Source organism: Nocardia sp. MDA0666, assembly GCF_003023875.1.
Taxonomy (GTDB): domain Bacteria; phylum Actinomycetota; class Actinomycetes; order Mycobacteriales; family Mycobacteriaceae; genus Nocardia; species Nocardia aobensis.
On the sequence record NZ_PYHT01000004.1, the window covers coordinates 199,565 to 214,096 of the forward strand.

Annotated in this window: 12 protein-coding genes; 10 read left to right on the plus strand and 2 right to left on the minus strand. The window is 66.7% G+C overall.

The window, feature by feature from the left end:
• Positions 1-72: 72 nt before the first annotated feature.
• Genes C8258_RS09070 through C8258_RS09085 form a run of 4 tightly spaced genes read left to right on the plus strand, consistent with a single transcriptional unit; the run spans position 73 to position 4,976 of the window.
• Complete coding sequence (locus C8258_RS09070) at positions 73-1,179, plus strand: Zn-dependent alcohol dehydrogenase (protein WP_106954762.1); 1,107 nt, start codon at positions 73-75, stop codon at positions 1,177-1,179.
• The gene (locus C8258_RS09075) at positions 1,176-1,931 is read left to right on the plus strand and encodes a gamma-glutamyl-gamma-aminobutyrate hydrolase family protein (RefSeq protein WP_233224962.1); all 756 of its coding nucleotides are present in this window, start codon (positions 1,176-1,178) and stop codon (positions 1,929-1,931) included. The genes C8258_RS09070 and C8258_RS09075 overlap by 4 nt, the downstream gene beginning before the upstream one ends.
• On the plus strand, positions 1,928-3,376 hold the full coding sequence (locus tag C8258_RS09080; protein ID WP_106954763.1) for an NAD(P)/FAD-dependent oxidoreductase: 1,449 nt from the start codon (positions 1,928-1,930) through the stop codon (positions 3,374-3,376). Before C8258_RS09075 ends, C8258_RS09080 begins: the two co-directional genes overlap by 4 nt.
• Complete coding sequence (locus C8258_RS09085; protein ID WP_106954764.1) at positions 3,369-4,976, plus strand: AMP-binding protein; 1,608 nt, start codon at positions 3,369-3,371, stop codon at positions 4,974-4,976. The genes C8258_RS09080 and C8258_RS09085 overlap by 8 nt, the downstream gene beginning before the upstream one ends.
• 264 nt (positions 4,977-5,240) lie before the next feature.
• Here the strand turns inward: C8258_RS09085 and C8258_RS09090 are convergent, their stop codons facing one another.
• On the minus strand, positions 5,241-5,816 hold the full coding sequence (locus C8258_RS09090; protein ID WP_158271238.1) for a TetR/AcrR family transcriptional regulator: 576 nt from the start codon (positions 5,814-5,816) through the stop codon (positions 5,241-5,243).
• A gap of 115 nt (positions 5,817-5,931) precedes the next feature.
• On the opposite strand from C8258_RS09090, the gene C8258_RS09095 reads away from it, so the two are divergent.
• The 6 genes from C8258_RS09095 to C8258_RS09120 all read left to right on the plus strand — a co-directional run bounded on the left by C8258_RS09095 (position 5,932) and on the right by C8258_RS09120 (position 13,269).
• Positions 5,932-6,927 carry a phytanoyl-CoA dioxygenase family protein gene (locus tag C8258_RS09095; RefSeq protein WP_369974731.1) on the plus strand — a complete coding sequence of 332 codons (996 nt, stop codon included), beginning with the start codon at positions 5,932-5,934 and terminating at the stop codon, positions 6,925-6,927.
• 92 nt (positions 6,928-7,019) lie between these two features.
• Positions 7,020-8,291, plus strand: a complete 1,272-nt coding sequence (locus C8258_RS09100) for an aspartate aminotransferase family protein (protein WP_106954767.1) — start codon at positions 7,020-7,022, stop codon at positions 8,289-8,291.
• Between the two features lie 120 nt (positions 8,292-8,411).
• A complete protein-coding gene (locus tag C8258_RS09105) occupies positions 8,412-9,170 on the plus strand; it encodes a hypothetical protein (protein ID WP_233224963.1) in 759 nt (252 codons plus the stop codon).
• 89 nt (positions 9,171-9,259) lie between these two features.
• The gene (locus C8258_RS09110) at positions 9,260-10,564 is read left to right on the plus strand and encodes an MFS transporter (RefSeq protein ID WP_106954769.1); all 1,305 of its coding nucleotides are present in this window, start codon (positions 9,260-9,262) and stop codon (positions 10,562-10,564) included.
• A 48-nt stretch (positions 10,565-10,612) separates the two neighbouring features.
• Positions 10,613-11,335, plus strand: a complete 723-nt coding sequence (locus C8258_RS09115) for a hypothetical protein (protein WP_106954770.1) — start codon at positions 10,613-10,615, stop codon at positions 11,333-11,335.
• A gap of 107 nt (positions 11,336-11,442) precedes the next feature.
• The gene (locus C8258_RS09120) at positions 11,443-13,269 is read left to right on the plus strand and encodes an acyl-CoA dehydrogenase (protein ID WP_106954771.1); all 1,827 of its coding nucleotides are present in this window, start codon (positions 11,443-11,445) and stop codon (positions 13,267-13,269) included.
• Between the two features lie 9 nt (positions 13,270-13,278).
• Here the strand turns inward: C8258_RS09120 and C8258_RS09125 are convergent, their stop codons facing one another.
• On the minus strand, positions 13,279-14,514 hold the full coding sequence (locus C8258_RS09125) for a CdaR family transcriptional regulator (RefSeq protein WP_199195640.1): 1,236 nt from the start codon (positions 14,512-14,514) through the stop codon (positions 13,279-13,281).
• Positions 14,515-14,532 lie beyond the last annotated feature (18 nt).

A 14,532-nucleotide genomic window follows, 5' to 3' on the forward strand; every position in this document is an offset into this window, starting at 1 on the left:
CGTCGGCCGTCGGCGGTGCGGGCCGAAGCCACGAGCCTCGGCCCGCGCCCGCGGCCAGATCCGAGAGACCTGATGCCAACGAATATCACTGCCGCAGTGCTCAACACGGCGCCGGGCACGCTGGAACTGGAAACGCTCATGCTGGACGACCCCGGCCCGGACGAGGTGCTCATTGACGTGCACTACGCGGGACTGTGCCGTTCGGACCTGCACGAGATCGAAGGCGTCTGGCCGGCCACCTGCCCGACCCTGCTCGGGCACGAGGCGTCCGGAGTGGTTCGGCGCGTGGGTGATCGGGTCAGCACCCTGCGCCCCGGCGACCATGTCGTGACGTGCCTGAGTATCTACTGCGGAGAATGCAGGTTCTGCCTGTCCGGCCGGATGACCCTGTGCCCCCGCCGCGGCTCGCTGGGAAGCCGGTCGCGGCCGGTTCTGGTCAACGCCCACGGCCGGTCGGTCCACCCGACCGCCCGGCTCGGCGCGTTCGCGGAAGCCATGGTGGTGCACGAACATTCGGCCGTGCGAATCCCCGACACCATGCCCCTCGCCGCCGCCTCCGTGCTCGGCTGCGCGGTGGTGACCGGGTTGAGTTCGGTGTTCCGCAGCGCCCGGGTGGAGCCCGGGTCGACGGTCGCGGTCCTCGGCTGCGGAGGAGTGGGGATCGCGGCGATCCAAGGCGCTCGTCTCGCCGGTGCTCGCGAGATCATCGCCGTCGACGCCGTCGAGGCGCGGTTGACCGATGCCGTGAAGTTCGGCGCGACCGCGACCGTGCAGGCGGGGCAGGTCGACACGGTGGCGGCGGTGCGTGAACTGACCGACGGCGGTGTCGACTACTCGTTCGAGGCGGTCGGTTTCGCCGCCACGGTGGAGCAGGCCTTCGCCATGGTGGGGCCGGGCGGCACCGCCACCGTCGTCGGCCTGGTGCCCGACAACCAGCCCGTCTCGATTCGCGCCTCGGAGCTGTTCATGCTCGAGAAGCGGCTCCAGGGAGCGTTGATGGGCTCCAACCAATTCCCGGCCGACATTCCCGGCTACGTCCGGTATTACGAGCAGGGCCGGCTGAACCTCGACGACATGATCTCGGCGGTCGTGAGCCTGGAGCAGATCAACGAGGGATTCGAACTCATGAAGAACGCCGGGGGCACCCGGGTGGTCGTACGCATCGGAGACAACTCGTGAAACCCCTCATCGCCATCACCGGCCGGCGGATCTCCGCCACCACACTCGTGGGCGTCGACGGCCGTTGGGCAGCATGCCGGGCCGATATGTTCTGGGCCGAGTTCGGCATGAAGATCGCCGAGGCCGGTGGCATTCCCGTCCTCCTCCCCTACGAGTCCGCGGGCCCCGATGTCATGTCGCGTGTCGACGCACTGGTGCTGACCGGTGGCCAGGACGTCGACCCCGAACTCTGGGGAGGACCGCCGCCCACGCCCAACTCGACCGGCGGAGAAGTGCTGACGATCGACCGGCGCCGCGACGACTACGAGATCGCCCTGGTGCGTCACGCCATCGCACGAGGGAAACCGGTACTGGGGATTTGTCGTGGCCACCAGGTCCTCAACGTCGCCCTCGGCGGCACGCTGATTCCGGATCTGCCCGACCAGGGGATCGAGCACTATTCCCTCGCCGCCGTCCCCGACCGGCGCCCCGACCGCGAACACCCGGTCGACTTCGACGCGGGAACCCTCGCCGCGAAGCTCTACGGACCGCGCAGCGCGGTCAACTCATGGCATCACCAAGCGGTCGATCGCCCCGGCGAGGGCCTGGTGGTCTCCGGGCGGGCCCCCGACGGCGTGGTCGAGGCCATCGAGCTGCCCGGCCGGCCGGTCCTCGGCCTGCAGTGGCATCCCGAAGCCATCGTCGAACTCGACCCCTGCTTCCCCTGGCTTGTCGAGCAGGCATTGCCTCAACGTTTAGGAGATGGAAAGTGAACGGCCCGGCTGAGATCGACGTCGTCATCGTCGGCGCTGGTATTTCCGGAATCGCCGCCGCTGCCGAACTGCAGCGGAAATGTCCCGGCAAAAGTTTCGCGGTACTGGAGATGCGCGAATCCCTGGGTGGCACCTGGGATCTGTTCACCTACCCGGGGATCCGCTCCGACAGCGACATGTTCACGTTGGGCTACGGCTTCAAGCCCTGGACCGAACGGGAGGCGATCGCTTCCGGCGGGGCGATCAAGAACTACCTGCAGGAGACCGCCGATCAGTTCGGCATCACCGAGAAGATCCGGTTCGGAACGCGTCTGGTCTCCGCGTCGTGGAGCAGCGCGGACGACACCTGGACCCTCGGGTTGCGCGACGCGGACGGCGACACACAGCTGCGCTGCCGGTTCCTCCACCTCGCCACCGGCTACTACAGCTACCGCGGCGGGTTCAATCCCGAACTCCCCGGCGAGGATTCGTTCGAAGGCCGGGTGGTCCACCCCCAGGAGTGGCCGGAGGATCTCGACTACCGGGACCGCAAGGTCGCGGTGATCGGGTCGGGGGCCACCGCCATCACGCTCGTTCCCAGCCTCGCGGGCGAGACCGCGAAGGTGACCATGGTCCAGCGGTCGCCCACGTACGTGGCCATCGCACCGGCCGTCGATCCCGAAGCCGAGCGGTTGCGGGAGGAGATGGGTCCCGAGGAGGCGTTCAGCCGGATCCGCCTGCGTAATCTGCACGCCCAGCAGGAGATCTACCAATACGCGCGGCAGCACCCGCAGGAATTCAAGAAGGCGATATTCGACGCCATCGACGATGTCGTCGGCGTGGAGGTTCGCAAAGCCCATTTCACTCCCACGTACGAGCCATGGGATCAGCGCGTGTGCCTGGTGCCCGGCGCCGATCTGTTCCAGGCGATCCGCAACGGATCCGCGGACGTCGTGACCGGCCACATCGACCGGCTCACCCCGACCGGCGTGGCGATGCGGGACGGGACGCATGTCGACGCCGACATCATCGTGAAGGCGACGGGTCTGAACCTCGTCATGGGCGGGGAGGCGATATTCGACGTCGACGGTGAGATCGTCGATTTCGGGCGCTGCTGGACCTACAAGGGCCTGGCGTTGTCCGGAGTGCCGAACCTGACCTACGCCTTCGGGTTCGTGAATTCGTCGTGGACGCTCCGTATCGAAGCGGTCGACGACTTCTTGTGTCGCGTTCTCGCGCATATGGACGAAGTCGGCGCACGCCGAGTCACGCCGACGCTCGCACCCAGCGACGACGCGATGCCGCGACTCCCCTATACCGCGGGTGTGACCTCCGGATATATGCAGCGAGCTGCCCCGCGCATGCCGGCCCAAGGCGACCACGAGCCCTGGCTCAATCCGCAGAACTATGCCGAGACCATGCGACTGCTGGAATCGGTCGACGACGACGTCCTCCGTTATGCCTGAGGCGAATACGACAGCGGCGACGCACGCCTGGGCGGCGCTGACGCCCACGGCGTTCCTCGACCGCGCGGCGGCCGCGCACGGATCCCGCATCGCGGTCGTCGACGGCGACCTGCGCTGGACCTACACCGAATTCCGGGATCGGTGCCGGCGGCTGGCGGGCGGGCTACGAGAGATCGCCGCGGGGCGGCCGGTGGCGGTGCTGGCGCCCAACACCCACGAACTTCTGGAGGCCCACTACGGCGTGCCCTGGGCGGGAGTTCCCCTGGTAGCACTCAACACTCGACTCGGCATCCGGGAATTGACCTACATCCTGGAGCATTCGGGTAGCGGTGTGATCGTGTGCGATGCCGGGTACGCGAACCTGGTCCGCGAGGTCTGCGCGGGCCTGGAGAAGCCCCCGGTGGTCATCGGCTCGGGAGGTGCCGACTCCGACTACGAGAATCTGATCGCGAACGCCACGCCCTTCCAGGAACAGACCACCGACGAAAGTTCGCTGCTGGCAATCAATTACACCTCCGGTACCACCGGAGCACCGAAGGGGGTCATGTACCACCATCGCGGTGCGTACCTGCAGTCACTGGCCATGGCGAGTCACTTCGCGCTCGGCCCGCACTCCGTCCACCTGTGGACGTTGCCGATGTTCCATTGCAACGGCTGGTGTTTCACCTGGGCCGTCACGGCGGCCGGCGGTACGCATGTCTGCCTGCCCAAGGTCGAGCCCGCCGAAATGTGGCGACTGATCCGGCAGGAGGGCGTCACCGGCCTGAACGGCGCTCCGGCCGTGCTCGACATGATCGCGCACTCCGACGATGCCTCGCGGCTGTCGCGCGCGGTGTCGGTGGGCACCGGAGGTGCGCCGCCCGCACCGGCCGTGCTGCGCCGGATGACGCGCCTCGGATTCGACGTCACGCACCTCTACGGGCTGACCGAGAGTTTCGGCCCCGCGCTCATCTGTGAGCCGGTGCCGGAGTGGGAGGGTCTCGACGACGAGGCCGTGATCCGGCTGAAGGCGCGACAAGGGGTCGGCAATATCGTCTCCCTGCCGCCTCGGGTGGTCGACGATGCCGGCCGCGACGTACCCGCCGATGGCAACACCGTCGGTGAGATCGCGCTGCGCGGCAACAACGTCATGCTCGGTTACCTCGACGACGAGGCCGCCACCCGGGAGGCGATTCCGGACGGCTGGTTCCGAACCGGCGATCTCGCGGTGCGCCATCCCGACGGGTATGTCGAACTTCGCGATCGGAGCAAGGACATCATCATCAGCGGGGGCGAGAACATCGCCAGTGTGGAGGTCGAGCACGTGCTGGCGGAGCACCCCGCGGTGCTCGAGGCGGCAGTCGTCGGGACCGCGGATCCCCGCTGGGGAGAGATCCCTGTCGCGTTCGTGCACCTCGCCCCCGGATCCGGTGCCACGGCCGAGGAACTCGTGGAGCACGTCAAACGGACCCTGGCGCGCTACAAGGCTCCCCGCAAGGTTGTCTTCGGTCCGCTTCCCAAGACGTCGACGGGCAAGACTCAGAAGTACCTGCTGAGAGCACGAGCGGCCGAGGAGCATTTCCCGGCGACGGAGGGTACGGGCGGCAACCGCGAGATCTGAACCCGTTCGGCCGGAACGTATTCAGCCACCGACTACGAAGCCCACCGCTGTCGAAACCAGGCCCCGGAGCTCGCACCCACGAGCGCCGGGGCTGGAAGGCGTTGTCACCCAGCCGATTCGACAACCTCACCCCGACCACACGTCCTACCGAGGGCCCTCGGGGTTGCCGAGCCACATGGATCTACTCGACGACGGCAATGACCAGCCGACCGGATCCGAGCGTGTTCACACCGCCGAACGCGGCGCGATCCATCCGGCGCGACCCTACCCCCGAATCCCGCTGCACATCGCCGGGATTCCCGCGCAGATCACATCCGCGTAGGCATCGGCGCGCGCCCGATCCCGATCCGAGGCCCACTGCAACACAAGCCCGTCGGTGGCACCGATCAGCACCGCGGCGAGATTCGCGATGGCCTCCGCGCGCGCGGACGGCCCGGCCGCGCGCTGCAGCACGTCGGTGACCGCCCGCAGGAAGACGTCGTAGGACTCCTTCGCGAGCGCCGGGCGGTGACGGGTCATCCACATGTACAGGTCGACTTCCGCCAGCGCGTAGTCCGGATGGTCCATCAGCCAGCGCACCGAACGCCGGATGACTTCTTGCGCGGTCACTTCGAGCTCGGCCGGCTCGATGGCGGTGGACTGCTTGGTGATTTCGGCGGCGAGGTGCTCGAAGACGGCGAGGAAGAGGCCGTCCTTGTCCCGGAAGCAGTAGTGCAGTGAGGCGAGGGGAGCGTCGGCCGCTTCGGCGATCCGACGTGTCGTCGCGCTCGCGACCCCGCGGTCGGCGATGACTCGGACCGCCGCATCGATGAACTGGATCGAACGATCCTCTGTCGACACGTGGGGCAACTGGTTCACCTCATTCGTTCGTCGGCGCACGTAGGCAGCCTGATTAATTGATTAAGTCAAGCGTACAGATCGCAGCGTCGGACGAGCACGCCCGACCCTCGCGCAAGTGACGGCAAACACCCTTTCTCCCCAATTATTCCGCTCGCCTCTTGACACCGGGTGTGGCGCGCCCCACAATCAGATCATTCGATCAGATCAAATGACTAAAGCGTTTGATCGAACGTGGAAATGGAGAGTTATGACTACCGAAGCCAAGGCCGCTCTACGATCCGTCGCGGCGACGACCCCTCTCGCCGAGATCCTCGACATCGTCGCCACGGACGGCGGCGTGATCATCGAGAACTTCCTGTCGGCGGACCAGATCGCCCGGTTCAACGCCGAGGTCGAGCAGCCCATGGCAGCGCTGGCTCCCGGCTCGACCCATGAGAACGAGATCGTCGCGGAGTTCCATGGGGCCAACACCAAGCGACTGACGAATCTGGTGACGCACAGCAAGACCTTCCGCGAGGAGATCCTCGAGCAGGACCTGATCCACGAACTCTGCGACGCGCTGTTCCTCGAAGAGTCCGGTACCTACTGGCTGACCACCGCGCAGCTCATCGAGATCGGCCCCGGAAACCGCGCGCAGTTCCTGCACCGGGACCTGGAGAACTGGTACCCGTTCATCGGCATGGGCCCGCAGGGTCCCGAGGTGTGCGTGAACTTCATGATCGCGTTCACGGACTTCACCGAGGAGAACGGCGCCACGCGGGTCATCCCGGGCAGCCACCTCTGGGACGACTTCCAAAACCGCGGAACTCCCGAAGACACCATTCCCGCGACCATGAAGGCCGGAGACGTCTTCTTCTACAGCGGGAAGACCGTGCATGGCGGCGGCGCGAACCTGACGACCGACCAGTTCCGCCGTGGTCTGGCCTTCGCCCTCAACCCGGGTTTCCTGACCGGCGAGGAAGCGTACCCGTTCCTCGTCGACCGGGACATCGCGAAGCAACTCTCGCCGCGCGTCCAGCGATTGCTCGGCTTCCGTTCCCAGTACCCCACGGGCTCGCCCGGCCTCTGGCAGGTGGACTACAGCGAGCTCGGGGACTACCTGAAGCTCTGAGGTGCCGGTCGGCACATCTCTCGCCTCGCGACCCGCCGGAGAGGCGACGAGCCCTCTCCGGCGGGCCAGCCCGCAGCCCTCCAAGGAAAAGTATGGGAATCGACTCCTCCAGAACCGCATTCGAGCGGACCCGTCGCAGCGTCGGCGGCGGCGTCAGCTCGGGCCTTCGTGCCGCGATGCGACCGGTTCCGCTCTTCGTCGAGCGTGGCCACGGAGCGCACCTCTGGGACCTCGACGGGGACCGCTACCTCGACTACGTGATGGCCTGGGGGCCGTTGGTCCATGGACACAGCCACCCGCACGTCGTCGACTCGGTGGCACGAGTCGCGGCATCGATGCAGGTGGTCGGAATGGGCCATCGTCTCGAGTACGAAGCCGCCGAGGCGGTACTCGAATCGGTGCCCGGCGCCCAGCGTCTCGTGTGGACGAACACCGGAACCGAGGCCGTGCAGGTCGCGCTGAGGTTCGCACGAGCAGCGACCGGCCGGCACCGCATCGTCAAGTTCGCGAAGGCCTACCACGGCTGGCATGACAGCGTGTACGCGAGCATGGGCGCGAACGACACGGGTGAGTCCCCCGTTCCCGCCGCCCGCGGGCAGAGCCCCAATGCGCATGCCGACCTGATCATCAGCCGGTTCAACGACACAGCCGCGATCGCGGAGCTGCTGGCTCACGCCGAAGAGCGCCGAATCGCCGCCGTGCTCGTCGACCCGATCATGAGCAACGCCGGCGTGCTCGCACCGGCACCCGGCTTCCTCGAAACACTACGCAGCCTGTGCGACCGGCACGGCGTCGTGTTGATCTTCGACGAGGTGATCACCGGGTTCCGGATTGCTCGCGGCGGCGCGGCCGAGAGATTCGGTGTCCGCCCGGATCTTTCGGTGTTCGGCAAGGCGATCGCCGGTGGGTTCACGCAGAGCGCGGTCGTAGGACGCGCGGACATCATCGATCTGGTGGAGCACGGCCTCAACCATGCCGGAACATTCAACGGCAATCCGGTGGCGCTGGCAGCGGTGAAGGCCGCGATGGAGTTGTCCGCTACGCCAGGCGTATTCGACAAACTGGAAGATCTGGGAGACGCCTTCGAGCAGGCGATCACCGACGTGCTGGTCTCGACCGGCGCGCCCGGCAGTCTCCGGCGCGTCGGGTCGCTCGCGCAGTTCGTGCCGCGCGATCAGGCGACGAGTCTGCACGGCACGGACGGACTGTGGGCCGAGATCGCGGCCGGGATGCTCGAATCGGGTGTCGTGTTCATGCCGTCCGGAAAGATCTTCCTCAGCACCGCGCACTCGCTCGCCGACATCCAGGAAACGGCCGCGCGCCTCGAGCGGGTCCTGCAGCAGGTCAGCGCCCGTTCCGCATAGCGAACAGCAACGATCCGATCCCCCAGCCGCGACGCGGACGGGTCTATCGACCGGACGGGTGGTCGCTGTGCCGCCCGTCCACCACGCCCCGTCACCCGTTCCGCATCACGACTCTGCTCGATGCGGTTGGGCGAGTGCGGCGTACCTACACCGAATTCTGTTGAATCGAAGGAATTCTCGATGAATACGCTCGCAATGGCGTTGCTTCTGGCCGCCGATTTGTGGATGTCAGCAGCCGGCCTCTACTACGGGGTGCAAATCATTCGCCGCTACCGCAACTATCTGCTCGGTCTCGAGTGGCTGGTGATCGGGGTATCGGGGGCGAACGTTCTGTTCCTGGCCGCCACCGGGGTCGATCATTCGAGCGTGAGCTACCACCTGATGGTGTTCTTCGACGCGTTCTCGCGTTCGTTCGGCATGACGCTGGTGTTCGTGCTCGGCATGATGGCGGTGACCCGTGGGTACCGCGCCTCGCCTCTGGTCGAGGCCGCCGCATTCGGGGCGGCGACCGTGGTCGGGCTGTGGCGAACGATCGACGTGCGGCCCGTCAGCCCGCCATGGTCGCTGTTCTACCTCGCGCTGAATCTCGCTGTGGCGGTGTTCATGGTGACGGTCGCCGGTCGACTCTGGCGAATCGGTGAACGACGTTGCGCGGCAAGCGTTTTCATCGCAACGATACTCGGGGCGATCGTCGCGTCGACCTATGACTTCGTCCATATTCCGGGCGACGACGCCGACCACACATTGTTCTACATTCCGGCATGCGCGATCTGGGCGCTCATGGTCACGACCTACTACTACGGCTACCGGGCACTCGATGATCACAATCGGCGCAATCCCCGCAAGGCCGCGGTCACTGTTTCCGCATCGCCGGAATAACGCACGCCGATATCCATCCACGGCTGCGTGAGCATGCATCACCGCGCAACGACGCGCACATTCTCGATTCGCAAAGTTCGGAAAACACTATGACAGCTCAAGATTCGCCCACCCCAGCGACGGATACAGAAACCGGTTCCGCCGTCTCCAGCGACGCCTCGCCCGCGGCCATCACTCTCAATCATGCCGGAAACGCATTCATCTGGACGTATGTCCTGGCGATCTTCGGTGTATGGACGGCCGTTCTGACCCCGACCATGATCACTTTAGCACTCCGGGTCGCGCAGGCCGTTCCGGCCCATGCCTCCGTGGCCTATTCGGCGATCGCGGCCACGGGCGCTCTGATCTCGCTGCCCGCGGGCCCGTTCTTCGGGCGCCTGGCCGATATCACCATGTCGCGCTTCGGCCGACGACGGCCATGGCTGGTGGTCGCGGCCACCACCATCATGGCGGGCAACGCCATCGTCGCGGTTTCCGGCTCCATCGCCGGACTTATCGTCGGGTGGATCATCGTCTCGGTCTCCGGCACCATCGGATTGACGGTGTTGTGGTCCATGCTCGCGGATTCCATTCCGCCGGAGCGTGCGGGTTTCGTCGCCGGTCTCGCCGGTGCGGCGCAGGGCGTGGGGCTCATCGCAGGGACCTTCATCGTCCGCATCACCCCGGGAATGACCGCACGCCTTCTCATTCCGGCAGCTCTCGGCGCCGGTCTCGTCCTGATATTCGTCGCCGTTCTCCGGGAAACCGACTTCGCGGGACATGTCCGGCCGGTCTTCAACGTCCGTGACTTCGCCCGGACTTTGTATTTCGATCCGAGAAAGGCACCCGATTTCGCCTGGTGCCTGGCCTCCATCTTCGGTATCACGGTCGGCGCAGCCGTCGTAGCGACCTTCCTGGTCTACTTCCTGCAGAACGCGTTGAAGCTCGACGACGCCGCCCTGGTTCCCACCGTCTTCGAGGCGACGCTGATCATCAACGGTACGGCGTCGATCATCAGTCCCCTGGGCGGCCGCCTCGCCGACCGGATCGGCAGGCGCAAACCCTTGTTCGCCGCCGCGGGCGTCCTCGTCGCCGTCGGATGCACCGTGATGGATGTCGTCGGCACCGTCCCCGAATTCCTCACCGGCTGTGTGTTCTTCGGCATCGGATACGGCCTGTTGCTCGGGCAGATGCTGGCCTTGGCGGCGTCGACGATGACCTCGTGGGAAAACGCGGCCCGCGACCTCGGCCTGGTCGTGCTGACCCAGTCGGCGGCGTTGATGGTCGCACCGCTCGTGGCCCCGGCACTCCTGGCCATCGACGGCCCGAACAACTACCGCCTGCTGTACGCGTTCGGCGCGGCCGCCGCGCTGCTGGCGGTGCCGGCGCTACTCGGCATCCGGCGACGGTGCTGACCCGACTGATCCTCGAAAGAATGATCCGCACAACAGAAATCGGATGACATGAAGATCACCAACCTGGTCGCGACCACCTGCCTCACCGCGCTCACCGTCAGCCTGACCACCGCTGTCGCCTGCGCCGACCCCGCACCTGCGAACCCGGCCACTCCCCCCAATTCGAGTATCCGCACGACCGTCCTTCCGGGTATCCACTACACCTCGAGCATCGTCGACGGATCGGTGCGGATCAGCACCGACAGCGGCTCACTCACGGTGCGCGGCAACCAGTTCCAGGTCCTCGACGGACAGGGGAACCTCGCCGCCGGGTTCCCGCTCACCTACCGCAAGGACGACAAGGACTGGCCCATCGCGGCACGGATCGACGGCAACACCGCGACCCTGTCACCCAGTACCGACCCCGCGTCGGCCCGGCCCGCCACCCCGGTGGAGCTTCCGCGTCCGGTCGCGTCCGAAGCACAGTTCCAGAACGCGATGGCCACGGCCGCAACCGAATTCGGTTTGGCGATCAGCGTCGGCACCTTGATCGGCACCCTCATCGGCCTCCCGCTGGGCTGTATCGCGGGCGCGCTGACCGTGGGAACCATCACCTTCCCGGTCTTCTTCGCCGGTGCGCTCGGCGGATGCCTGGCCGGCGCCGCGGTCGGTGTCGCCCTGGGGTCCGCCGCCGGAATCATCCTGGTCGGCGTGCCCGTCGGCATCGCCGCCCTGATCGACTTCACCAACCAGGTCACCGCCCCCGACCCGGCGACCACACCCGCCCCATAGAAACAGCAACAGACACAAACCGATTGCCGTTGCGGCCGCGCTCGCAGCGGCAATCGGAATCATTCCTGCCCGCCCCGGCGGCGGGCCGATCGAGAGGCAACGGTCCGGTGGGCCACTACAAGAGCAACGTTCGTGATCTGGAGTTCAACCTGTTCGAGGTGTACGGCCTGGAGACCGTCCTCGATTCGGGGGCGTTCGCCGAACTGGACGGCGAGACCGCACGCACGATGCTGGCCGAGGCCGCCCGCCTGGCCGAAGGACCGGTGGCCGAGTCGTATGCCGAAACCGACCGCCACCCACCGGTTTTCGACAGCGACTCGCACTCGGTACGGATCCCGGAGCCGTTCAAGCGGTCCGTTCGCGCATGGCAGGACGCGCAGTGGTGGCGGGTAGCCAAGAGCGAGGCGATCGGCGGCGTGCCCGCGCCGTCGATGCTCGGCTGGGCGATCAACGAACTGGTCCTCGGCGCCCAGCCCGCGGCCTACATGTACCTGAGCGGCCCGATGATGGCGGACGTCCTCGCCGGCATCGGCACCGAACAGCAGCGGCGATGGGCCGCTCGAGCGGTCGAGCGCGAGTGGGGCGCGACGATGGTGCTGACCGAACCGGACGCCGGCTCCGACGTCGGAGCCGGCCGCACCACAGCGACCGAACAGCACGACGGTTCCTGGCACCTCGAGGGCGTCAAGCGCTTCATCACCTCCGCCGACTCCGACGACCTGTTCGACAACATCATGCATCTGGTGCTGGCTCGCCCCGCCGGGGCCGGGCCCGGCACCAAGGGACTGAGCCTGTTCATCGTCCCCAAATTCCACTTCGACCACGACACCTGCGAGCCGGGCGAACGCAACGGTGTCTTCGTCACCAACGTCGAGCACAAAATGGGCCTCAAGGCCTCGGCGACGTGCGAGCTGACCTTCGGCGGACACGGCATCCCGGCCGTCGGCTACCTGGTGGGCGGGGTCCACAACGGAATCGCCCAAATGTTCAAGGTCATCGAAGAGGCCCGGATGATGGTCGGCACCAAGGCCATCGCGACACTGTCCACCGGATATCTCAACGCGCTCGACTACGCGAAAACCCGCGTGCAGGGCAGCGATCCGGCTCGGGCCGCCGACAAGGCGGCACCGAAGGTGACCATCATCCATCACCCGGATGTGCGCCGGTCGCTGATGATGCAGAAGGCCTACGCCGAGGGATTGCGATCGATCTACCTCTACACCGCCGGCCACCAGGATCCTGTGGTCGCCCGCCACATTTCCGGTGCCGACGACGATCTCGCCGCACGGGTCAACGACCTGCTGCTGCCCATCGTCAAAGGTGTCGGCTCCGAACGCGCCTACCAGTACCTCACCGAATCCCTGCAAACCTTCGGCGGTTCCGGGTACCTCCAGGATTATCCCATCGAGCAGTACATCCGTGATGCCAAGATCGACTCCGTCTACGAAGGCACCACGGCTATCCAAGCTCAGGACTTCTTCTTCCGGAAAATCGCCCGCGACAACGGTATCGCGCTCGCGCACGTGCTCGGGCAGGTTCGCGCCACCGCCGAGTCCGACGCCGACCGCGGCCGGTTGAAGAACGAGAAGGTTCTGCTCTCGCACGCCCTCGAGGACGTCCAGGAGATCATCGGCAGGCTCACCACCCATCTGCTGGAAGCTGCCGAAGAGCCTCGCCAGGTGTACAAGATCGGCCTGAACGCCGTCCGGTTGCTCCTCGCCGTCGGCGATCTACTGGTGGCCTGGCGCCTCATCGTCGCCGCCGAAACAGCGCTCACCGCAATCGAAGCCGGGCAGAACACCGCGTTCTACGCCGGCAAGGTCGCAGTGGCCTCGTTCTTCGCCAACTCCGTGCTCCCCCACATCACCGCCGAACTCGCCGTGGTCTCCGGGACGGACACGACCGTGATGGAGCTCGAGGAGGCCGGCTTCTGACCGGCGGGCTCACCGGTCGTTCGCGTCCTCGAAGGGGCCGGGAGTCAGGCGAGCGCCCAGTTCGGGGAAGGTGCGTATCGCTTGCAACGCGGCCGCCAGCTCGGCGACGGTCGCCGGGTCGTCGAGGTCGCCGTCCAGACGCTCCTCGAGCCGGCGCATCCGATAACGGACGGTGTTCTCGTGGCAGTACAGCACACGCCCGGCCTCGGCAGCGGAGGAGCGAGCGTTCAGCCACGCCTCCGCCGTCGTGATCAACGTACTGCGATCGTCGTCGGCCAGCGTGAGCACGCGACCCAGCACCCGCCTGACGAAACGGCGAGTCGTATCGAGGTTGCCCATCACGAGCTCGGCCATGGGGGTGTCAGGTAGCTGCCGTACGCCGGTGGCGTCGGATTCGAACGTTTCCACTGCGATTTTCGCGAATCGCAGCGCGCGCGGTGTCCGGTCGAGCCGGCTGTACGGCGGACTCATCCCGACCCGCGCGGACGCGAATTTGGCGATCAGCGAACGTACTTCGTCGGTGCGGCGCCGGCCGTAGGACAGGATGACGATCTCGTGTTCCGGCCCGGTCCGCCACGCGGAGGCCACATCGAGTGCACGCAGCCGCTCCTCGAGGCCGGGCAGCGCGGGCCGGCCGAGCTCGGGAGTCTCGGCGACGACGACGAGAAATGAGCCGTCATACGGCATGTCGAGCAACTTGGCGATTTCCCAGGCGGTGTGGTTCTCGTCGGAAGGACCGTTCAGCAGGGCCGCCACCAGCGCCGAACGCCGCCGATCCGCGAGAATCATGGCCTCGCCGACCGCGGCGCGATAGGACTCGGTGAGCGCGGTCGAATAGTCGTCGGCCATGGCCCAGATGTCGGTGGCGACGGTGAGCAGGGCATCGAGCGAACACTGCCCCGAGGCACGCGCGGAATCGAGCAGTCGCTGCCAGAGAAAGGCGGATCCGAGCCGGAAAGCACGCAATACCTCGGGCAGCGGCGCCCCTTGTCCGGCGCGCTCACGGCCGGTCGAACGCGGTGCCAGAAGTTCCAGTCTCCGGCCGTGCGCCAGCCGATGCAGCATGTACTCGAGGTTCGATCGGACCGACCGGCGCAGTTCCGCGCGCGGCACCACGCCCGGCTCCCGGTAGATCTCGATCTCATCGACGATGCGGCCGACCAGGTCGTCGGTCAGCTCGTCGAGCCGCCCGGTCAGGCCGTTCGCTATCGGCACGATCAAGGAATCGGGAACGCTGCGGGGCACGATGCGAGGCTACGGCCA